This window comes from Acinetobacter sp. ACIN00229 (assembly GCF_016106645.1).
GTDB lineage: Bacteria > Pseudomonadota > Gammaproteobacteria > Pseudomonadales > Moraxellaceae > Acinetobacter > Acinetobacter oleivorans.
In genome coordinates this window covers 17,896-38,144 of record NZ_JADWOM010000006.1, presented here as the reverse complement: position 1 = coordinate 38,144, position 20,249 = coordinate 17,896, and the positions used below count along the sequence as shown (strand labels likewise).

22 protein-coding genes are annotated in these 20,249 nt (G+C 38.8%); 16 read left to right on the top strand and 6 right to left on the bottom strand.

Features of this window, described 5'->3' with window-relative positions:
* The first annotated feature begins 11 nt into the window (after positions 1–11).
* Genes rapZ through yjgA form a run of 3 tightly spaced genes read left to right on the top strand, consistent with a single transcriptional unit; the run spans position 12 to position 1,668 of the window.
* On the top strand, positions 12–863 hold the full coding sequence (gene rapZ, locus I7H67_RS06930) for an RNase adapter RapZ (protein WP_004794551.1): 852 nt from the start codon (positions 12–14) through the stop codon (positions 861–863).
* Positions 860–1,129, top strand: a complete 270-nt coding sequence (locus I7H67_RS06925) for an HPr family phosphocarrier protein (protein WP_013198928.1) — start codon at positions 860–862, stop codon at positions 1,127–1,129. Before rapZ ends, I7H67_RS06925 begins: the two co-directional genes overlap by 4 nt.
* Positions 1,130–1,131: 2 nt before the next feature.
* On the top strand, positions 1,132–1,668 hold the full coding sequence (yjgA, locus tag I7H67_RS06920; RefSeq protein WP_005302413.1) for a ribosome biogenesis factor YjgA: 537 nt from the start codon (positions 1,132–1,134) through the stop codon (positions 1,666–1,668).
* 47 nt (positions 1,669–1,715) lie between these two features.
* Here yjgA and I7H67_RS06915 read toward each other — a convergent pair whose 3' ends face one another.
* Positions 1,716–3,353 carry an acyl-CoA synthetase gene (locus tag I7H67_RS06915; RefSeq protein WP_198307444.1) on the bottom strand — a complete coding sequence of 546 codons (1,638 nt, stop codon included), beginning with the start codon at positions 3,351–3,353 and terminating at the stop codon, positions 1,716–1,718.
* 393 nt (positions 3,354–3,746) lie between these two features.
* On the opposite strand from I7H67_RS06915, the gene thrS reads away from it, so the two are divergent.
* From thrS to I7H67_RS06895, 4 genes are all read left to right on the top strand, one after another.
* Positions 3,747–5,669: a threonine--tRNA ligase gene (gene thrS, locus I7H67_RS06910; RefSeq protein ID WP_004794546.1), complete on the top strand. Its 1,923-nt coding sequence runs from the start codon at positions 3,747–3,749 to the stop codon at positions 5,667–5,669.
* A gap of 5 nt (positions 5,670–5,674) precedes the next feature.
* Positions 5,675–6,226 carry a translation initiation factor IF-3 gene (gene infC / locus I7H67_RS06905; RefSeq protein WP_081399203.1) on the top strand — a complete coding sequence of 184 codons (552 nt, stop codon included), beginning with the start codon at positions 5,675–5,677 and terminating at the stop codon, positions 6,224–6,226.
* Positions 6,227–6,454: 228 nt separating this feature from the next.
* Positions 6,455–7,075, top strand: a complete 621-nt coding sequence (locus tag I7H67_RS06900) for a glutathione S-transferase N-terminal domain-containing protein (RefSeq protein ID WP_005302422.1) — start codon at positions 6,455–6,457, stop codon at positions 7,073–7,075.
* A gap of 57 nt (positions 7,076–7,132) precedes the next feature.
* Positions 7,133–7,561, top strand: a complete 429-nt coding sequence (locus I7H67_RS06895) for a YqaA family protein (RefSeq protein WP_198307443.1) — start codon at positions 7,133–7,135, stop codon at positions 7,559–7,561.
* A gap of 42 nt (positions 7,562–7,603) precedes the next feature.
* On the opposite strand, the gene nreB is transcribed toward I7H67_RS06895, so the two are convergent.
* Complete coding sequence (nreB, locus tag I7H67_RS06890; RefSeq protein WP_198307442.1) at positions 7,604–8,857, bottom strand: nickel resistance MFS transporter NreB; 1,254 nt, start codon at positions 8,855–8,857, stop codon at positions 7,604–7,606.
* A 236-nt stretch (positions 8,858–9,093) separates the two neighbouring features.
* Here nreB and rpmI point away from each other — a divergent pair, with 236 nt between their 5' ends.
* The 4 genes from rpmI (at position 9,094) to I7H67_RS06870 (ending at position 10,868) form a co-directional block, all read left to right on the top strand.
* A complete protein-coding gene (gene rpmI, locus I7H67_RS06885) occupies positions 9,094–9,288 on the top strand; it encodes a 50S ribosomal protein L35 (RefSeq protein ID WP_003655048.1) in 195 nt (64 codons plus the stop codon).
* Positions 9,289–9,299: 11 nt separating this feature from the next.
* A complete protein-coding gene (rplT, locus tag I7H67_RS06880) occupies positions 9,300–9,659 on the top strand; it encodes a 50S ribosomal protein L20 (protein WP_000124858.1) in 360 nt (119 codons plus the stop codon).
* Between the two features lie 90 nt (positions 9,660–9,749).
* Positions 9,750–10,307 (top strand): NADAR family protein, encoded by a 558-nt coding sequence (locus I7H67_RS06875; protein ID WP_198307514.1) that lies wholly within the window; start codon positions 9,750–9,752, stop codon positions 10,305–10,307.
* Between the two features lie 57 nt (positions 10,308–10,364).
* Entirely contained in the window at positions 10,365–10,868 is a 504-nt protein-coding gene (locus I7H67_RS06870) for a GNAT family N-acetyltransferase (protein WP_198307441.1), read from the top strand.
* Between the two features lie 6 nt (positions 10,869–10,874).
* Here the strand turns inward: I7H67_RS06870 and I7H67_RS06865 are convergent, their stop codons facing one another.
* Positions 10,875–11,867 carry a hypothetical protein gene (locus I7H67_RS06865; protein WP_198307513.1) on the bottom strand — a complete coding sequence of 331 codons (993 nt, stop codon included), beginning with the start codon at positions 11,865–11,867 and terminating at the stop codon, positions 10,875–10,877.
* Positions 11,868–12,025: 158 nt separating this feature from the next.
* Between I7H67_RS06865 and pheS the strand changes: the two genes are divergently transcribed.
* The 3 genes from pheS to I7H67_RS06850 are packed head-to-tail and all read left to right on the top strand — an operon-like array spanning position 12,026 to position 15,713.
* Positions 12,026–13,006 carry a phenylalanine--tRNA ligase subunit alpha gene (pheS, locus tag I7H67_RS06860; protein WP_004794529.1) on the top strand — a complete coding sequence of 327 codons (981 nt, stop codon included), beginning with the start codon at positions 12,026–12,028 and terminating at the stop codon, positions 13,004–13,006.
* Positions 13,007–13,038: 32 nt separating this feature from the next.
* Positions 13,039–15,420 carry a phenylalanine--tRNA ligase subunit beta gene (gene pheT, locus I7H67_RS06855; protein ID WP_198307440.1) on the top strand — a complete coding sequence of 794 codons (2,382 nt, stop codon included), beginning with the start codon at positions 13,039–13,041 and terminating at the stop codon, positions 15,418–15,420.
* Positions 15,417–15,713: an integration host factor subunit alpha gene (locus I7H67_RS06850; RefSeq protein ID WP_000126166.1), complete on the top strand. Its 297-nt coding sequence runs from the start codon at positions 15,417–15,419 to the stop codon at positions 15,711–15,713. Before pheT ends, I7H67_RS06850 begins: the two co-directional genes overlap by 4 nt.
* A 153-nt stretch (positions 15,714–15,866) precedes the next feature.
* Here the strand turns inward: I7H67_RS06850 and I7H67_RS06845 are convergent, their stop codons facing one another.
* Entirely contained in the window at positions 15,867–16,109 is a 243-nt protein-coding gene (locus I7H67_RS06845; RefSeq protein WP_005302445.1) for a hypothetical protein, read from the bottom strand.
* Between the two features lie 94 nt (positions 16,110–16,203).
* Here I7H67_RS06845 and I7H67_RS06840 point away from each other — a divergent pair, with 94 nt between their 5' ends.
* Positions 16,204–16,356: a hypothetical protein gene (locus I7H67_RS06840; protein WP_107880773.1), complete on the top strand. Its 153-nt coding sequence runs from the start codon at positions 16,204–16,206 to the stop codon at positions 16,354–16,356.
* Positions 16,357–16,519: 163 nt separating this feature from the next.
* Here the strand turns inward: I7H67_RS06840 and rho are convergent, their stop codons facing one another.
* Together rho and trxA are read right to left on the bottom strand one after the other, a co-directional pair.
* Positions 16,520–17,788 carry a transcription termination factor Rho gene (rho, locus tag I7H67_RS06835; RefSeq protein ID WP_004794523.1) on the bottom strand — a complete coding sequence of 423 codons (1,269 nt, stop codon included), beginning with the start codon at positions 17,786–17,788 and terminating at the stop codon, positions 16,520–16,522.
* A gap of 322 nt (positions 17,789–18,110) precedes the next feature.
* Positions 18,111–18,437, bottom strand: a complete 327-nt coding sequence (trxA, locus tag I7H67_RS06830; protein ID WP_003655060.1) for a thioredoxin — start codon at positions 18,435–18,437, stop codon at positions 18,111–18,113.
* A gap of 277 nt (positions 18,438–18,714) precedes the next feature.
* On the opposite strand from trxA, the gene ppx reads away from it, so the two are divergent.
* On the top strand, positions 18,715–20,235 hold the full coding sequence (ppx, locus tag I7H67_RS06825; protein WP_198307439.1) for an exopolyphosphatase: 1,521 nt from the start codon (positions 18,715–18,717) through the stop codon (positions 20,233–20,235).
* The last annotated feature ends 14 nt before the right edge of the window (positions 20,236–20,249 follow it).

Sequence of the window (20,249 nt, the reverse complement as noted above, 5' to 3'; positions counted from 1 at the left end):
ACAGCCATGCCATGAAGCGTATACTTATCGTGACAGGACAGTCTGGTTCAGGAAAATCTTCGGCCCTTCAAGTATTAGAAGATTTGGGCTATTACTGTATTGATAATTTGCCTTTGGCATTGCTGCCTGAAATTGTGGCAAAGCTAGATCATGAAAACAATCTAGAGCAATTAGCTTTAGGTGTGGATGTAAGAAGTACTCGGGCAGATATGCAAGAGTTCGATCATGTGTTTGAGCAATTACAAAGACATGGAACTGTTGATGTTATTTACTTGACGACACAAGATCAGGATCTGATTGCGCGTTTTAGTGCATCGCGTCGCCCGCATCCATTAGCTAATCGTTTTAAAAGTCTGTTGCAATGTATTCATGAAGAAAAGCAGTTACTGCTTCCAATTCAGTTCCGAGCTACGGTTCATATTGATACAACGGATAAAAGCGTTCATGATTTAAAGCATATTTTACTGTCTAAATTAGGGCAGTCAGATAAGCTTATTGTCATATTGCAGTCATTTGGATATAAACATGGCATTCCTTTGGATGCCGATTATGTTTTTGATGTACGGCATTTACCAAATCCGCATTGGGATTTAGAATTAAGACGTTTTTCTGGTTTGGATGAGCCAGTAAGACTATTTTTAGAAGCAAGTCCGCAAGCAAACGAAATGTTTGATGATATTCTTCACTTCTTAAAAAAATGGCTTCCCGCATTTGCTGAAGGACATCGTCACTATATGACGATTTCTATTGGTTGCACTGGGGGGCAACATCGTTCGGTTTATATCGTAGATAGACTAAAACAAGCACTTGAGGCAGAATGGTCTGTTCAGGTCTTACACAGAGAAATGAAGCACTGGTCATGATAGACACAACTGTTGATGTAATTAATAAACTCGGTTTACATGCTCGTGCATCAGGAAAACTGATCGAGGTCACTACAAAGTTTCGTTCGTCGATCCAGATTGGAAAAGGCGATCATTTGGTAGATGCAAAAAATATTATGTCTTTGCTGATGTTAGGTGCAGGTAAAGGGACCACTTTGCGATTGGTCATTGATGGTACCGACGAAGAGCAGGCATTAAATGAAGTACTGGCGTTATTCGCAGCAAAATTTTATGAGGCAGATTAATCGTGGCACGTGGTTCCCAACGTTATACTGAAGAAGATTTCGGTTCTTTAGAAGGACGTGCAAGTAAAACCGAACAGAAAAAAGCAGTGCAACGCATGGCTGCTTTAGGTGAGCAACTCGCACAACTTTCTATTAAACAAATTCAGAAACTTCCAGTTGATGAGCGTTTAATTGATGCTTTAATGGAAGTGCAGAACATTAGTTCTTTTGAAGCACGTCGTCGCCAATTTCAACGTATTGGTAAGTTATTGCGCAATGAAGATGAGACGGTTATTTTGTCTTATTTAACTCCGCAGCAAGGCGCGAAAAGACAGGCTCAATTAATGCGTTGGGTTGACCGTATGATTGAGCAGGGTGATCCTGCAATTAATGAATTTAGTAAAATTTATAATGCATCGGAACGTCACACCTTGCGTCAGCATGTGTTGAGAATCAACCGCGATAAAACTCAACAGGCGAGTGAAGCAGATATTGAGGCATCAAAAGTTAAATTTGTTAACTATGTGCAGCAAATCGCATTATTGTCTGATCAAGGCTAAATGCGCTTAAATAAAAAAAGCGACGCTCGAGGCGTCGCTTTTTTTATTTATATATTTTCAGCACGTTCTTTTGCCCATTCTCGCAAAATAAACTTCTGTAATTTGCCGGTCGATGTTTTTGGAATTTCTGTAATAACCACATCTTTAGGAACTTTAAAGCGTGCTAACTCTTTTTGGCAATGTTCAATAATTTCTTCAGGTGTCGCTGTGGCACCCATTTTTAATTCAATAAATGCGCAGGGTACTTCTTGCCAACGAGCATCGGGTTTAGCGACGACCGCAGCAGTTAAAACAGCTGGGTGTCTATACAACACATCTTCTACTTCTAGAGATGAAATATTTTCTCCACCTGAAATAATAATGTCTTTCGAACGGTCAGTAATTTTTGCATAGCCATCTGGATGACAAACGGCTAAGTCTCCCGTGTGGAACCATCCGCCAGCAAAAGCTTCTTGAGTTGCTTGAGGGTTCTTTAAATAGCCTTTCATGACAATATTGCCACGAAACATAATTTCCCCCATGGTTTGTCCATCATTCGGGACAGGCTGCATTGTTTCAAGGTCTAGCACACGCATACTGTCTTGTAGTGGGTAGGGCACACCTTGACGGGAATGAAGCTGAGCTTGCTCAGCAATTGAAAGCTCATTCCATCCAGATTGTGAAGCACACAAGGCAGAAGGACCATATGTTTCTGTTAAGCCATAAACATGGTTGACGTTAATTCCCATGTTTCGCATACCTTCAATGATAGCAACTGGAGGAGCTGCTCCAGCAACCATAACTTCAACATGGTGATCAAAGTTGGTTTGTTTTTCTTTAGGTAAGTTAATAATCATTGAAAGAACAATCGGTGCACCACAGAAATAATCAACTTTATGTTCTGCAATGAGTTGCATGATTAATTCTGGGTCGACTTTCCGCAAACAAATATTCGTTCCACCGCTTGCTGCGATACTCCATGCAAAACACCAGCCATTACAATGGAAAAGCGGTAATGTCCATAAATACACAGCACGAGGTTTCATGCCACAGGCTAAGATATTGCTTGCAGCATTCAGATAAGCCCCACGATGATGATAAACCACGCCTTTAGGATTACCTGTAGTTCCAGATGTATAATTTAAGCTAATTGCATCCCATTCATCTTTTGGTAAATGCCATACAAAGTTAATATCGCCTTGGGCTATCCATTCTTCATATTCAAAAGAACCGATAAATTGATTTTCACCTTCATATTCATCATCAGCTACATCAATCACAATAATGTGTTGGTCAGGAATAAGAGAGAGGGCTTCTCTTGCCAAATTAACAAATTCAGGGTCAACCAACAGCACTTTACTTTCAGCATGTTCAAGCATGAAAGCTATGGTTTTTGCATCTAAGCGAGTATTGAGTGTATTAAGTACGGCACCAGCCATTGGAACTGCGAAATGTGCTTCAACCATGGCAGGAATATTTGGTAATAAGACCGACACCGTATCATTTTTTTCAATTCCCAGTTGTTTGAGCTGAGAAGCAAACTGGCAACAACGTTGGTAAGTTTCTTTCCATGAAATTTGGCGCTTACCATGAATAATCGAAGCTTGATTTGGATAAATATAAGCTGCACGCTCTAAGTAGCGTAGAGGTGACAATGCAACAAAGTTTGCGGGTGTGCGTGGTAACTCATCATAAGCACTAACCATGGTAAACAACTCCGTGTTCTATTTTTAATTCATTCTTTGAAAATATGACTTAATACGCATCAAAGCATCTATGCTTTAGTCTTAAACAGAAATACCCTTCAGTCAGAAAATGAGCAAAAATGCTATTTTCTTCATCTTAAACCACTTGCGCTGAGTGTGTTTAAAAAATCTTCCCAATATATTTTTAAGTCATTTATTGCTGTTTACCTGTTAAGCAAAATGTATTTATGATTTTGTGGGCTCAAAGGTTTTCACTTTGCTTGAACAAGTGTAAAATCTTTCAGGTTTTTTAATTTTGATTTACACCGTTTTTATATTTTGAGGTTCGCCTCGATCATAATCTCGCGGTGAAATGCTCCTTCGTATAGGGCATCACTCCTTAAGGATTTTTTTATGCCAATTATCACATTGCCAAATGGCGATCAAAAAAGTTTTGATCATGCTGTATCTGTTATGGAAGTTGCCCAAAGTATCGGGCCTGGTCTAGCAAAAAACACTGTTGCTGGCCGTGTAAATGATCGCTTAGTTGATGCATGTGACTTAATTACCGAAGATTCGACCTTACAAATTATCACTCCAAAAGATGAAGAAGGTCTTGAAATTATTCGCCATTCTTGTGCACACCTTGTAGGACATGCTGTTAAACAGCTATTCCCTGAAGCCAAGATGGTGATTGGTCCAGTCATTGAAGAAGGTTTTTACTACGACATCTGGATGCCTCGTCCGTTTACATTAGACGATATGGCAGCGATTGAAGAGCGCATGAAAAAGCTCATCGATCAAGATTATGATGTCGTTAAAAAAATGACACCACGTGATGAAGTAATTGCTGAATTTACTGCACGTGGCGAAGAATACAAATTACGCTTGATTGCAGATATGCCTGAAGAAACACAAATGGGCTTGTACTATCATCAAGATTATTTGGATATGTGCCGTGGTCCACACGTACCAAATACCAAATTCTTAAAATCATTCAAGCTGACAAAAATCTCTGGCGCTTACTGGCGCGGTGATGCGAAGAATGAACAGCTTCAACGTATTTATGGTACTGCATGGGCTGATAAGAAACAGCTTGCTGCGTACATTAAGCGTATTGAAGAAGCTGAAAAGCGCGACCACCGTAAAATTGGTAAAGCCTTAGACTTGTTCCATATGCAAGAAGAAGCACCGGGTATGGTGTTCTGGCATCCAAATGGTTGGACGATTTACCAAGTTCTTGAACAATACATGCGTAAAGTTCAGCAAGACAATGGTTACCTTGAGATTAAAACTCCGCAAATCGTAGACTTTACGCTTTGGGAAAAATCTGGTCATGCTGCAAACTACGCTGACAACATGTTTACGACTCATTCTGAAAGTCGTAATTATGCGGTTAAGCCAATGAACTGCCCATGTCACGTGCAAGTTTTCAACCAAGGTTTGAAGTCTTACCGTGATTTACCAATTCGTTTAGCCGAGTTCGGTTCTTGCCATCGTAACGAACCATCTGGTTCTTTACACGGTATTATGCGTGTACGCGGTTTTACACAAGATGATGCTCATATCTTCTGTACTAAAGAACAAATTGGTCAAGAAGTGGCAGATTTTATCAAGCTCACTTTAGATGTTTATAAAGATTTTGGCTTTGAAGAAGTGCAAATGAAATTGTCTACACGTCCAGAAAAACGTGTGGGTGATGACGCGCTTTGGGATATGGCTGAGAAATCTTTAGCAGATGCTTTAGATGCTGCGGGTCTTGAGTGGGAATTACAGCCAGGTGAAGGCGCGTTCTACGGTCCGAAAATTGAATTCTCATTGAAAGACTGTCTCGGACGTGTATGGCAATGTGGTACTATTCAATGTGACTTCAACTTACCAGAGCGTTTAGATGCGTCTTACGTAACTGAAGACAATGATCGTGATCAGCCTGTTATGTTGCATCGTGCAATTCTTGGCAGTTTTGAACGTTTTATTGGTATACTAATTGAACACTACGCTGGTTTCATGCCACCTTGGTTGTCGCCGTTACAAGCATGTGTTATGAATATTACTGACTCTCAAGCTGAAGCTTGTGAGAAAGTCGTAGCAAAACTCAAAGAAAATGGTCTTCGTGCTATTTCTGACTTGAGAAACGAAAAAATCGGATTTAAGATTCGTGAGCGTACTTTAGAGCGTATTCCTTACCTGTTAGTTCTTGGTGATCGAGAAGTTGAAGAAGGTACAGTGAATGTACGTACGCGCTCAGGAAAAAATTTAGGTACTATGTCAGTAGATGCATTCATTGACTTAGTGAAGTCTGCCGTCGCCGAACGCGGCCGGTATATTGTGGAGTAAGAAAGATTAAACAGCCTGACCGTAACCAACAACAAGGTGCAAAAAGCAACCGTCCAGCAATTAACGATGAGATCCGTGCAAAAGAAGTACGCCTTGTCGGTGCTGAAGGTGAGCAAAAAGGAATTGTTTCATTAAGTGAAGCACTGCGTGCTGCTGAAGAGGTTGAACTTGATCTTGTTGAGATCGTTGCAAACGCCGAGCCGCCTGTTTGTAAAATTATGGATTACAACAAGCACTTGTTTGACCTTAAGCAGAAGCAAAAAGATGCGAAGAAAAAACAGCATCAAGTGCAAGTGAAGGAAATCAAACTGCGCCCTGCAACTGATGTTGGTGATTATCAAGTTAAGCTTCGTGCTATTTTGAAATTCCTTGAAGAAGGAAACAAAGTGAAGATCACTTTACGTTTCCGTGGTCGTGAAATGGCTCATCAACAACTTGGCTTAGCTCAATTGCAAAAAATTGAAGCAGACGTGGCTGAGTATGGGGTTGTGGAACAAGCACCAAAAATGGAAGGCCGTCAAATGGGTATGTTACTTGGACCGAAAAAGAAAAAGTAATACTCAAAAAAAGCACTGCAAAAGCAGTGCTTTTTTTTACTCTAATATTAATAAAAAATATCACTTAACTTTTCTTTGTTCAGTTTTATTTAAGACAATTGCTATATTTTTTTAAGAAATTCAATTCACGAATTTTATGTGTTTTTTAGTGTTGGAAATCTCATCGCTCCTCTTAAAACATGATATAACGCAAGACGCAGTCATGATAACGATGAATAGGAAAATAGAATGATTGATCTATATTATTGGGGAACTCCCAATGGACATAAAATCACAATTGCCTTAGAAGAAATGGGATTGGATTACACCCTTTACCCAATTAATATTTTAGAAAATGATCAATTTCAACCAGATTTCCTGAGAATTTCTCCAAATAATAAAATTCCTGCGATTGTTGATCAAAATGGACCTCGTGGTGAGCCGATATCAATATTTGAATCAGGTGCTATCTTGCAATATCTAGGTCGAAAAACTGGATTATTTTATCCAGATGATGAACAAGAGCGAGTTGAGGTTGAGCAGTGGCTCATGTGGCAAATGGGCGGGTTAGGGCCTATGCTTGGGCAAAATCATCATTTTAATCGTTTCGCCCCAGAAAAAATTCCCTATGCCATAGATCGCTATGTAAATGAAACTAAACGTTTATATGGTGTACTTAATAAACAATTAATTGGTCAGAAGTTTGTTGCTGGTGAGTACTCGATTGCTGACATGGCAATTTTACCTTGGATCTTGCGTTATGAATGGCAAGGTATTCAACTTGAAGACTATCCATATGTACAAGAATATATTGTGCGTTTAACAGCACGTCCAGCAGTTCAGAAAGCACTATCAATTAAAGTGGCTTAATTTCTTGCCTAGATTTAATAAATGCTTAAAGCAAAAAGTCATTTGGTATAATTGCTTATGCTGAGTTACTTTTTGCTTTTTATCAGTGCTTTTGGTGCTGCCACATTATTACCTCTACAGTCCGAAGCGGTGTTGGTCACTTTATTATTAAAGGGACCATATTCAGCTTTGCTTTTAATCAGTACTGCTACTTTGGGTAATGTATTGGGTTCTTGTGTCAATTGGTGGTTAGGCCTAAAGATAGAGCAATTTAAACATCGAAAGTGGTTTCCAGTTTCTGAAAAGCGTTTAGAACAAGCCCAACGCTTTTATCATAAGTATGGCTTTTACTCTTTACTTTTAAGTTGGACACCTGTGATTGGTGACCCAATTACTTTGGTTGCTGGACTCTTCAAAGAAAATTTTTGGCGCTTCCTTGGTATTGTTATTATTGCTAAAGCAGGGCGGTATTTGTTTATTTACTGGATGGTGATGGGTTTTATTTAAAATAAAAAAGCATCCGAAGATGCTTCAATTATAAATATGTATTTAGTCTTCTGAGCTTTTGGTAATGTCTACTTTAAATAGATCATTCGTTTTGAGCCAACAGAAAGTCACAACAACCAGAGTCATACAGCCTCCAAAAATTGTAGCGGTAATCGTGCCTAAATATTTAGCCGCTAAACCTGATTCAAAGGCTCCTAATTCATTACTTGAAGATACAAACATACCGTTTACGGCAGCAACGCGGCCTCGCATATTTTCTGGTGGGAAAATTTGCAAAATGGTTTGTCTTACAACAACAGAAATACTGTCACATGCACCTGTCATAGCAAGAGCAAAAAGTGATAACCACATATTTTTTGAGAAGGCGAATAGAATAGTAAATATTCCAAAACCTGCTACAGCAAGTAACATGTTACGCCATGCGTGCTGAGTTGGCGGAAAGCGAGTCAAAGCAATCATCGTAATAAGTGCGCCAATAGAGGGAGCAGCTCGCAAATATCCAAGCCCTTCCGGACCGACTTTTAATATATCTTCTGCGAAAATTGGTAATAACGCGATAACGCCACCAAATAAAACAGAAGCTAAATCAAGAGAAATCGCCCAAAGAACAATTTTGGTTTTCCAGATAAAACGGAAACCTTCTCCTAAGCTTTCTAAAATATTGTCAGTTTCAATTTTAGGGAAATTACGTTTATGCAATAAGTTAATTAAAATAAAGCAAATAGCGAGTAAAGCAGCAACGCTAAATAAGCTGGTTTCTCTGCCTAAATAAGCAAGCATAAAACCACCCAGCATTGGTCCAATAATTACACCACTTTGCCAGCCGATGGTTGTCCATGCCGCACCATTTGCATAAAGTTCGCGTGGAATTAAAAATGGTTTTAAAGATGTTGCGGAAGGATTGTAGAAACCGCGGATTGTGCCTAAGCCAAAAATAACAGCATAAATGCCCCATGAAAGGAAGCTAACACTGATATGCCCTAAACCATGTAAGTGGAAAAGTAACCACAAAACCAAGGGAAGGGGAACCGAGAAAAATAAACAGATTTTCATAATAATCTGTTTATTAAACCTATCTGCAAAATAGCCTCCCCAAAGAGAAAGGGCAATAAAGGGAATGGCTTCTGCAAGTCCGATTAAACCTAAAGTCAGTGGGTCTTTGGTGATTTGATATAATGAATAGGCAACAATAATTTCTTGAATCAAAATTGCGAGCGTTAAGCAAAACTGATTGATCGTAACGATAGAGAAGTCTCGATACCGTAATGCAGCGAAAGCATCATTTTGTATATTCATATTCTTTTGAATTTAAGAGATTGCACTTATTATAGGCGATGATTTTGTGGATTTTCTCGTAATTTGATAATTGATTATAGAAAATATCGTTTATATAAAATAGACAATTTACTATCAAAAAATGAGCATTTTACTTTTGTTTTAAGTTGGGATGCTTTAGAATATCGGCTCCCTTACCTGCAGGTCGTTTTTGCAATGGTGCAAACGTTCCGAACAGGTGTTCAAAAGAGGTTGTTATGCCTAAGATGAAAACTCGCCGCGGTGCTGCTAAACGCTTCAAGGCGACTGCACACGGTTTCAAGCGCAAACAAGCATTTAAGCGCCACATTTTGACCAAAAAATCTGCTAAACGTATCCGTCAATTACGCGGCTGTGTAATGGTTCATGTTTCTGACGTGAACTCAGTTCGTCGTATGTGCCCATACATCTAAGGAGATTATAAATGGCTCGTGTAAAACGTGGTGTAGTGGCTCATCGTCGTCACAAAAAAATTCTTGCTCGCGCTAAAGGTTACTATGGTGCTCGTTCACGCGTTTACCGCGTAGCGTTCCAAGCGGTAATCAAAGCTGGTCAATACGCTTATCGTGACCGCCGTCAAAAGAAACGTCAATTCCGTGCTCTATGGATTGCGCGTATCAATGCTGGTGCTCGTCAAAACGGTTTGTCTTACAGCCGTATGATCGATGGCTTGAAAAAAGCTCAAGTGATCATCGACCGTCGCGTATTAGCTGACATCGCTATGCATGATGCAGTAGCATTTGCTGCTTTAGCTGAAAAAGCTAAAGGCGCATTAGCTGCATAAGCTTAGAGATTCAAAAAGAGGCCGCTTTTTAGCGGTCTTTTTTATTTTTAGTGGTTCTATTTTAAAAAAGAAAATAATCAGAGATAAATGATGAAAGACGAAAAATTTCTAAAGGACTTAATTCAAAAAGTACAGCAAGGCCATCAGTCTAAATACTTATATTTCTGGGGGCATACTCCTAAACAAGCTGATCTTGTTGATAAAAGCTGTTTTAGCCAGTGGTTTCCTGCGCAATTTAAAGTGGAAGGTGATGAATACTTTACTGCTGAGCACTATATGATGGCGCAAAAAGCAAAATTATTTAATGATGAAGAAATTTTTGCACAGATTTTGCAAGTTAAACATCCGAATGAGGCGAAACAGCTAGGTCGTAAAGTGCGTAATTATGACGAACAGATATGGCAAGAAAAACGGTTTGATATTGTCGTACAGGCGAACTTTGCTAAATTCTCTCAGCATCATAAATTGAAAGAATTCTTATTAGCCACAAAAGATCGTATTTTAGTTGAAGCATCTCCAGTCGATAAAATTTGGGGAATTGGTATGGCACAAGACCATCCACATATTCAAGATCCATCTCAATGGCAAGGCTTAAATTTGTTGGGTTTTGCTCTAATGCATGTTCGAGAGCGGCTTTTAGTTGAATAAGTTTGTATGAAACAAATTGGTGCTTCACTTTAAAAGTAGTGACGTGAGGGAAACGAATTGCAATTACTAAATGAAACAGAAATTCGTATAGCTACTTTTAAGGATGCATTATCTATTGCAGAAGTACATGTGCAGTGTTGGAAAGAAACCTATACAGGTATGCTTAAGCAGGAAATATTGGATGAGCTTAAAGTACTAGATAAAGAACAGTTATGGAAAGAAATCATCAAAAGCCCTGATTATAAGTTACTTATCTATACTGAAAATGGAATAGTGAAAGGCTTTCTCGATGGTTATTTAAATCCAGAAAATAATATTGCTGAAATTCTTGCTTTTTATCTTTTAAGAGAAGTTCAGAAACAAGGCATAGGCCGTGAGTTATTCCAAAAGTTTCATCAATGTGCTTTAAATAATGGATACAGTTTTATTCGTTTAGAAGTTTTTAATAAAAATCCAAGCCGTTTTTTCTATGAAAAAATGGGAGCCAGAATAATTGGCGAAACCGAACTACCGGAGTTCGGCTTCGAAATAACAGAGTTACTTTATCAATGTAAACTCTAATCTAAGTTAAAGCCCAAAATAATAAGCCAGAGCACAAATAATAATCGTTAGAATAATCAGCTTAATAACGCCTGAACCAGTGCCTTTATGGTGATGAGATTTCAAATGTTGTGGATTTTCATTTGATTGCTCGAACGGAGAGGCTTTAACTACAGGTACAATCTGAGCTGTTTGGTAGTGATTTGCAGCCTTAACAATAAGTTTGGCAAACAAATCATCAGTTTTTTGCGTAAAATTTCTTAAATTAATGATTTGTTCTTGGTCTAGCTCTTCTCCTAATGGATCATTTGCAAGGCGTTTCTTTTGTTCTAAATAATTAGCCAATGCTTGAGTACGAGATAAAAGTTGATGAGCATAATCTGCAGGATAATTCTCTGGAATTAAAGCAAGTCTTGGTTCTTGGCTCGTAATGTTTGTACCATCAAAATGAGCTTTTTGAAATTCTGGCTCCTCAAACCCTGCTGCATATTTACTACGAAATAATTCACTCTCCATAAAGTCAGCTATTTCTTGCCATGGTGGGTTTTTTAAATCAGCTTCAATTTTTTTTGATAATTTTTCATTGAGTTCAAAACGCCAGAAAGTTTCTAAACGAAGCTCACAGGTTTGTGAAGCAGGAGCTTCAAACTCATTATCATTGTTATACCATTCAGCAAGTTCATGGCCGAAAATCCATGCAAATTTCTTATCATTTTGATGGCTAACGATAAAATGAGTATAAGGTAAAAGCTCAACGTTGCTGTTTGGATTTTGCTCTTCATTTAGATGGCTTGATAAATGTAAACTAAGCTGAGTGGTACCTTGTTTTTTTAGCGCTTCTAGCCAAACTTGAAAGTGTTGAGCGAGTAAATGCTGAGAAGCTAAGTCACGAAACTGAAAACTATGGTGGTCAAAAATATGATGTTGTCGCCATTGGGTAAAGCTTAAATTCTGACGGAGGTATTCATTACCATACGTCACAAGCGTAAGTTGTTGTTTCCAAATTTGATTGAGCGCCATAATAGTTGATCTCATTGACGATGCTATTATCTTATACGTTTTATCTTTTTGTTGCCTAATACATTTTTCATGATGGATAAACTTCATCAATCTGATGAAAAACTGTTAGAATGCAGTGTTTTATTATATTTTTTTAATTTGTTGCTTTGAGAGTTAATATGTCACTGGAAGCCCTGACCACAGAAGCGCTTGCTGCCATTGCAGCAGCTCAAGACCTTGTTGCACTTGATCAGGTGCGTGTGCAATTTACAGGGAAAAAAAGCCAGCTTGCAGAACAATCGAAAGCATTAGGGAAAATGGACCCTGAAGAACGCAAAGTACAAGGTGCTGCGATTCATGCTGTTCGAGAAACAATTAATACTGCTTTAACAGAACGTCAAGCGGCATTACAACAGGCAGCACTTGAGCAAAAGCTAGCAAGCGAAACAATTGATATTACTTTGCCGGGCCGCGGTCAACGCGTTGGTACAGTTCACCCTGTTACTCAAGTACAAGAAAGAATTTGTCAGTTCTTCACTAAAGCTGGTTTTACAGTTGCGACTGGTCCAGAAGTTGAAGATGACTATCATAATTTTGAAGCATTAAATATCCCTGGTCACCATCCAGCGCGTGCTATGCACGATACTTTCTATTTTGATGCCACTCATTTACTGCGTACGCACACGTCTGGTGTGCAAATTCGTACCATGGAAACAAGTGAGCCACCAATTCGTATCGTATGTCCAGGCCGTGTTTATCGTTGTGACTCTGATCAGACGCATTCGCCAATGTTCCATCAGATCGAAGGTCTATACGTTGCTGAGAACACCAGCTTTGCTGAATTAAAAGGTTTACTCATTAACCTGCTGAATGAGTTTTTTGAAAAAGATTTAAAGGTACGTTTCCGTCCATCATATTTCCCGTTTACTGAGCCAAGTGCAGAAGTAGATATTATGGATGAACGTGGCCGTTGGTTAGAGGTTTTAGGCTGTGGCATGGTACATCCAAATGTATTAAGTGCTGCGGGTATTGATCCTGATAAATACAAAGGCTTTGCTTTTGGTTTAGGGGTAGAGCGCTTTGCTATGTTGCGTTATGGCATTAATGACTTGCGTATGTTCTATCAAAATGATGTGCGTTTCTTACGCCAATTTGCCTAACAGTTTTTCAGGATTAAAAAAGGTTTATAAAGATGAAGATTAGCGAAAATTGGCTACATACATGGGTTAATCCGGCAATTGATAGTGATACATTATCTGATCAGTTGACGATGCTTGGTCTTGAAGTTGATGAATTGGCACCTGTTGCTAAACCATTTACAGGCGTTGTAATTGGTGAAGTGCTCACTGTTGAGCAGCACCCTGATGCAGACCGTCTACGTGTTACAACAGTGAATATTGGTTCAGGTGAGCCTTTACAAATTGTATGTGGTGCACCGAACGTTCGCGCTGGAATGAAAGCACCTGTGGCAACCATTGGTGCAGTTTTACCTGGTGATTTTAAAATCAAAAAAGGTAAACTTCGAGGAGTTGAGTCACAAGGCATGCTTTGTGGTGCTTCTGAGATCGATCTTGAAGATAAAATCGATGGTTTGCTCGAACTACCAGCTGATGCTCCAGTAGGAGTAAATATCCGCGAATACCTCAAACTTGATGATAATGTCATTGATATTAGCATTACGCCAAACCGTGGTGACTGTTTTAGTATTCGTGGTATTGCTCGTGAAATTGCAGTTATTAATAAGCTGCAAATGAATGAGCCCGTAATTAACTCAGTTGATGCCACTATTGCTGATGAGAAAAAAGTAGTTATTAGTACTGAAGGTGCTCCGCGTTATCTAGGGCGTATAGTTAAAAACGTTAATGTAAAAGCTGCTACTCCTGATTGGATGGAACAGGCTTTATCACGTTCAGGAATCCGTACTCATAGTATTTTGGTTGATGTGACCAACTATGTCTTAATGGAATTGGGTCAACCAATGCACGCATTCGATTTGTCTAAAATCGAAGGGACTGTACATGTTCGTCAAGCAACACAACAAGAAAAATTACAACTTCTGAATGATCAAGAAGTTGAGTTGCAAGAAGATATAATGGTGATTGCTGATGACCAAAAAGCTCTAGCAATTGCTGGAATTATGGGTGGTTTATCATCAAGTGTAACTGATGATACGACTGATATTTTCCTAGAAAGTGCTTTCTTTGCACCACTTGCGATTGCTGGGCGTGCTCGTCGTTTTGGTTTACATACTGACTCTTCGCAGCGTTATGAACGCGGTGTAGATTTCGAATTACCTTTAATTGCAATGAATCGCGCTTCTCAGCTTATTCAAGAGTTAGCAGGCGGCGAGTTTGGTCCAATTACTGTAGCTGAAAAAACTGATCTACTTCCTAAGCGTGAAGCAATTGAACTGAAACAAGCTCAAGTAGACCAATTATTGGGATATCAAGTTGCGGGTGAGTTCATTGCAGATGCTTTAACTCGACTAGGGTGTAAGGTAACAGTTAAGGCTGAAGGTGAATGGAGTGTAGTACCACCATCACATCGTTACGATATGGCTATTTATCAAGATTTAATTGAAGAAGTAGCGCGTATTGATGGTTATGACAATATCCAAATTAGCTTACCAAGCATGGATGTTAAATTTGCTAAATATCAAGATCGTTTTGAACTCGCTGAGCTGCGTCAAACGATCGTGACTTTAGGTTATCAAGAAGCAATTAGCTTTAGCTTTGCTGATGCAAAACTTGAAAAGCAATTAAATCCAGAAGTTCAGCCACTAATGCTAGCAAATCCAATTTCAAGTGATTTGGCTGCAATGCGTAGTACTTTACTTTCTAGCTTAATTCCTTGTGTACAATATAATCTCAACCGTCAGCAAAGTCGTGTTCGTTTCTTTGAATTCGGACTGCGTTTTGATTATCAAAATGCTAAGAGCATTGAAGACTTACAACAGACGCCTACCTTGGCTCTGGTTGCAGTGGGCTCACAAGAACCAGAATCATGGCATGTAAAGCCTCAACCAATGGATTTCTTTGATTTCAAAGGTGAGGTGGAGGAAGTTTTAGCTGCTGGTCGTGTTAAGGTTGAATATGTACGTTCTGAGCGTGCTTGGTTACACCCAGGGCAATCAGCTGAGATTTTAGTTGATGGTAAATCAATTGGTTACTTAGGTCGCTTGCATCCCTCTCTAGAAAATGAGCTTGATTTAAGCACGACTTGGGTAGCTGAACTTGATCAAACAGCTGTTTTGCAATCTTATGTATCTAATTTTACAGAATTATCACGTTTTCCTTCGGTTAGACGTGATATTGCGCTTTTAATCTCTGATAATATAAATGTTAGAGATATTCAGCAGTTAATCGAACAAACTGGTGGAGAGCTTTTAGACTCTACATGGTTATTCGATGTGTATACGGGGCAGGGTGTCGAAGATGGTAAGCGCTCATTAGCGTTTGCACTTTTGTGGCAACATCCTTCACGTACGCTTGAAGATGCTGAAATTAAATCTGGTATGGACAATATAATCCAAGTGTTAGAAAACACTTATCAAGCGACATTGAGGGCCTCATGACAGCATTAACTAAAGCAGACATGGCTGATCATTTAAGTGAGTTAACCAGCTTAAATCGCCGTGAAGCAAAACAAATGGTCGAGTTGTTCTTCGACGAAATTAGCCAAGCACTTATTGCAGGGGAGCAGGTTAAGCTTTCTGGTTTTGGTAATTTTGAGTTAAGAGATAAACGCGAACGTCCAGGACGTAATCCTAAAACAGGTGAAGAAATTCCAATTTCTGCACGTAGGGTAGTGACTTTTAGAGCAGGTCAAAAGTTTAGACAACGCGTTGGAAATGAGCAGATCGATTGATCTGCTTTTTTTTACTTATATTTAGATGGCTTTATTTAATTAAAATGTTATATCAATTTATCTAGATAGTTTATGCGAAATGATTTTTGGAATATAAAATTTAGGCGTAAAAAAAGAGGACAGAATGTCCTCTTTTTATCTAATCTATATAGATTAGTGTGCAGCAGAAGCAGCAGCAACGTCAGAAGCAGAAGCAGCAACGTCAGAAGCAGCAGCAGCAACGTCAGAAGCAGCAGCATCAACAGCTACAGCAGCTTCAGAAGCAGCAGCAGTAGCTTCAGAAGCAGCAGCTACAGCTTCAGAAGCAGCAGCAGGAGCTTCTTCTTTCTTAGAACAACCAACGAAAGCTAAAGTAGCAGCTACAGCAGCAGCAACAGCAAATTTTTTGAATAACATGGCATCACTCTCACAAAAAAGATTTGAGATTAAAAAAACCTAAGTTGGACTGTTTTGCTTTTATTATTCCTAAAACGTAGCTAGGTAACAACGCATGGAGCAGTCTAACTGGTCTGCCGCTATGCTATCACTGCAAATGCTGAAATACTACTGTCGTCTGTCAAAAAAATGTATGAAAAACAGAAAAACAGTCTGTTTTTTAACAGAAAAAAACAATCAATCGGCTCGAGTGTATTGGAAAAGGTAGAGGTAAACTACTAAAAAACTTATTTTTTTTAATTCAAAAATAATTATTATCAAAAGCTTATAAGTAAAATTACATAAAAAACTGCAAAATGTATTTTTGTGTAAAGCTTGTCAACCAAATAAAAAGCCACTCAAAAGAGTGGCTTTTTATGAAGATTAATCGATTAAGTTGAAGCTTTACGCTTCATCTGATCGAAGAAATCATCATTTGTTTTGGTTTCTTTCATACGATCAAGTAAGAATTCCATTGCCGCCAATTCATCCATAGGATGTAGAAGCTTACGGAGGATCCATACTTTACGTAAGTTATCATCATCCATTAAACGCTCTTCACGACGAGTGCCAGATTTCTTAATATTCATAGCAGGGAAGACGCGTTTTTCAGCAATACGGCGATCAAGTGTAATCTCTTGGTTACCTGTACCTTTGAATTCCTCATAAATTACGTCATCCATTTTACTGCCTGTTTCAATCAAAGCAGTTGAAATGATCGTAAGAGATCCGCCTTCTTCAATATTACGTGCAGCACCGAAGAAACGTTTAGGGCGCTCTAATGCATGAGCATCTACACCACCAGTTAATACTTTACCTGATGACGGGATAACGGTGTTGTAAGCACGAGCAAGACGGGTAATAGAGTCAAGAAGAATCACGACGTCTTTTTTATGTTCAACAAGACGTTTTGCTTTTTCAATTACCATTTCTGCAACTTGTACGTGGCGAGCAGGAGCTTCGTCGAATGTTGAAGCAATGACTTCACCGCGAACAGTACGTTCCATTTCAGTTACTTCTTCTGGACGCTCGTCAATTAATAGAACAATCAAGAATACTTCAGGATTGTTTCTAACAATCGATTGAGCAATATTTTGGAGTAACATTGTTTTACCCGCTTTTGGCGGTGCAACAATAATAGAACGTTGTCCTTTACCAATTGGCGCAACTAAGTCAACAACACGAGCAGTTAAATCTTCTGTCGTACCATTACCGAGTTCCATAACCAATTGTTCAGTTGGGAAAAGGGGTGTTAAGTTTTCAAATAAAATTTTATTTCGAGAATTTTCTGGCGTGTCATAGTTAATCTGGTTAACTTTGAGCAACGCAAAATAACGCTCACCTTCTTTTGGAGGGCGAATAGTACCTGTGATGGTATCACCTGTACGCAAGTTAAAGCGTCGGATTTGTGAAGGACTCACATAAATATCATCCGGACCTGCTAAATACGAACCTGCCGCAGAGCGCAAAAAACCAAAACCATCAGAGAGAATTTCAAGAACGCCATCACCAAAAATTTCTTCGCCATTCATTGCATGGCGTTTCAAAATGGCAAAGATAATATCTTGCTTTCGGTTACGAGCCATACCTTCCAGGCCCATAAATTCAGCAATTTTAATTAATTCACCAATTGGTTTTTTCTTGAGTTCAGTTAAATTCATAAGGGTCAGAATTAGGAAAGAGTAGAGTGTGGTTTAAAAAGAAGAAAAATCGCTCGCATACAAAAAAGATTATCGCAATTGTATTTACACAATAACAATTCAGAAGTCTGATTGATTGTTTCGAAGAAAAATGTGAAAAAACAATTTCTGTTGCCGAGTGGCGATCTTTATGTTTGTGTCTTGTAAGAAGCCGGACGAAGATGATTCCCTTCAGTGCCTCTTGAGCATGCAATATAAGCCAGCTTAGTTAATTTGTCAATTTATAGCCGAAAAAAATACGCTATAAAAAAGTATAGCGTATTTTCATTCTTAGCATTTTGACTTAAACATTTTCATCAATAAAGCTAACAAGTTTAGAGCGAGGTACAGCACCAATTTGTTGAGCTACAACTTCACCATTTTTGAAAAGTAATAAAGCAGGAATATTACGGATATTGTATTTCACCGCAATATCTTCGCAAGAAGTTACATCAACTTTAACAATTTTTACTTTACCAGCATATTCACTTGATAGGTCTTCAAGAACAGGTGCAATTGCTTTACAAGGTGCACACCAACCTGCCCAGAAGTCAACAAGTACAGGTGTTTCAGCGTCTAGAACATCTGCTTGGAAGTTATCATCAGTTGTATTTACAATAGTCGCAGACATGGTACGGCTCCAATTTTTAGAAAAAGTGCTATTACTACAGGAGAAATTATCTCTATCAGTATTACATAGCTACTTAGTTCAATGTAAGGGTTTGATGCTATTATTCAAGGCTTAACTAAATTTGTCTAATGGATGCTCACGATATTCATCATCGGCTTGTACAATCGTTTAACAATTAGAAAAATATCGATGGCTATTAATTGTTGATGAAAATGGCTTTTCAATTGCATTCTTGTGAATTACTCTAGGCGTGAATTGTTATGGGTTTAGTTCAATAATGTCTGACTTTCTGATTGATGAAGAATTACTTGCCGCCATAGATATGGGGTCGAACAGCTTTCACCTTGCAATTGCACGGGTAGATCATGGCGAAGTTAAAAAAGTTGCTTCGATGTCAGAAAAAGTACAGCTTGCAGCTGGCTTAGATGAAAATAAAAATTTAACAGAAGCCGCGCAGCAACGTGGTTTAGCATGTCTAGCCCGTTTTGTTGGAAGATTGAGCTCTGTTCAACCTAATCGTTTACGAATCGTGGCTACGAATGCCTTGCGTCAGGCAAAAAATGGTCATGAATTTATTCAAAAAGCTGCAGAAATTTTACCTAAACCTATTGAAATTATTGCAGGACGAGAAGAAGCCCGTCTGATCTATTTGGGTGTATCACATACCATGGCCAATGGTGGGCGTCGCTTAGTTGTTGATATTGGTGGTGGTTCAACCGAATTCATTATCGGTGAAGAGTTTGAACCTATTTACACCGAGTCATTACAAATGGGTTGCGTGGCTTATACAACGGCATATTTTTCTGATGGCGAAATCACACAAAAAGCATTTGATAAGGCCGTAGTTGCTGCTCGTAAAGAACTTTCTGCTATTGCAACCACTTATAAAATGGAAGGATGGGATACAGTCGTTGGTTCGAGTGGAACAATTAAAGCCTGTCGCCAAATTATGGTCAATATGGGCTTAAGTGATGAACAAGAAAATGTCACTCGAGAAGGACTATATAAACTTAAAGATAAATTACTTAAGTTTAAAAATATTTCTGAAATTGATTTTGAAGGACTAAGAGAAGATCGACGAGCAGTTTTGCCAGCCGGATTGGCAATTTTGTACGCAGTTTTTGAAGTTTTAGAAATTGATCGTTTGGCATATTCTGATGGTGCATTACGCGAAGGTGTGATGTATGACCTGTTAGGTCGATTTAAACATGAAGATATCCGTGATCGTAGTGTACAGGCCTTAATGGGGCGTTATAACGCAGATCCAAAGCAAGCAGAACGAGTTGTAAACACAGCACAACAATTATTTGATGGTGTTGCGAAATCTCTTAATTTAACGAGTGAAGACAGTGACTTACTGCGTCGAGCTGCTTATTTGCATGAAATTGGTTTAGCAATTAGTCATGGTGGTTATCATCGCCACGGTGCTTATTTATTACAGCACTCAGATATTCCAGGTTTCTCGCAAATTGATCAAAATCATCTTTCACATTTAGTTGCTCACCATCGTCGTAAATTGCGAAATGATGTAAAAAACGAAATTTTGAAGGCTGGTGGTCATAAATTACTTTACTTAAGTTTATTACTTCGCCTAGCAGTTTTACTCAACCATAGTCGAAGTGATCAGATGCTTCCTGCCATTGAACTGACCATCATAAATGATCAACAATGGCAGCTTAGTGTTTCTGGTGATGCCAAACAATGGCCATTGTTAGTTGCCGACTTGCACGATGAGCAAGAGCAGTTTAAGCATTGGGACATTGAATTGAATATTCAGTCGGAAAAATTTATCGATTAAAGGGATAATATTCG

What these genes read in the sequence shown, in the direction of transcription:
- rapZ (WP_004794551.1), top strand. Translation starts at nt 12, where the DNA reads ATGAAGCGTATACTTATCGTGACAGGACAGTCTGGTTCAGGAAAATCT.
- I7H67_RS06925 (WP_013198928.1), top strand. Translation starts at nt 860, where the DNA reads ATGATAGACACAACTGTTGATGTAATTAATAAACTCGGTTTACATGCT.
- I7H67_RS06915 (WP_198307444.1), bottom strand. Translation starts at nt 3,353, where the DNA reads ATGGTTAGTGCTTATGATGAGTTACCACGCACACCCGCAAACTTTGTT.
- thrS (WP_004794546.1), top strand. Translation starts at nt 3,747, where the DNA reads ATGCCAATTATCACATTGCCAAATGGCGATCAAAAAAGTTTTGATCAT.
- I7H67_RS06900 (WP_005302422.1), top strand. Translation starts at nt 6,455, where the DNA reads ATGATTGATCTATATTATTGGGGAACTCCCAATGGACATAAAATCACA.
- I7H67_RS06895 (WP_198307443.1), top strand. Translation starts at nt 7,133, where the DNA reads ATGCTGAGTTACTTTTTGCTTTTTATCAGTGCTTTTGGTGCTGCCACA.
- nreB (WP_198307442.1), bottom strand. Translation starts at nt 8,857, where the DNA reads ATGAATATACAAAATGATGCTTTCGCTGCATTACGGTATCGAGACTTC.
- rpmI (WP_003655048.1), top strand. Translation starts at nt 9,094, where the DNA reads ATGCCTAAGATGAAAACTCGCCGCGGTGCTGCTAAACGCTTCAAGGCG.
- rplT (WP_000124858.1), top strand. Translation starts at nt 9,300, where the DNA reads ATGGCTCGTGTAAAACGTGGTGTAGTGGCTCATCGTCGTCACAAAAAA.
- I7H67_RS06875 (WP_198307514.1), top strand. Translation starts at nt 9,750, where the DNA reads ATGAAAGACGAAAAATTTCTAAAGGACTTAATTCAAAAAGTACAGCAA.
- I7H67_RS06865 (WP_198307513.1), bottom strand. Translation starts at nt 11,867, where the DNA reads ATGGCGCTCAATCAAATTTGGAAACAACAACTTACGCTTGTGACGTAT.
- pheS (WP_004794529.1), top strand. Translation starts at nt 12,026, where the DNA reads ATGTCACTGGAAGCCCTGACCACAGAAGCGCTTGCTGCCATTGCAGCA.
- pheT (WP_198307440.1), top strand. Translation starts at nt 13,039, where the DNA reads ATGAAGATTAGCGAAAATTGGCTACATACATGGGTTAATCCGGCAATT.
- I7H67_RS06850 (WP_000126166.1), top strand. Translation starts at nt 15,417, where the DNA reads ATGACAGCATTAACTAAAGCAGACATGGCTGATCATTTAAGTGAGTTA.
- I7H67_RS06845 (WP_005302445.1), bottom strand. Translation starts at nt 16,109, where the DNA reads ATGTTATTCAAAAAATTTGCTGTTGCTGCTGCTGTAGCTGCTACTTTA.
- I7H67_RS06840 (WP_107880773.1), top strand. Translation starts at nt 16,204, where the DNA reads ATGGAGCAGTCTAACTGGTCTGCCGCTATGCTATCACTGCAAATGCTG.
- rho (WP_004794523.1), bottom strand. Translation starts at nt 17,788, where the DNA reads ATGAATTTAACTGAACTCAAGAAAAAACCAATTGGTGAATTAATTAAA.
- trxA (WP_003655060.1), bottom strand. Translation starts at nt 18,437, where the DNA reads ATGTCTGCGACTATTGTAAATACAACTGATGATAACTTCCAAGCAGAT.
- ppx (WP_198307439.1), top strand. Translation starts at nt 18,715, where the DNA reads ATGTCTGACTTTCTGATTGATGAAGAATTACTTGCCGCCATAGATATG.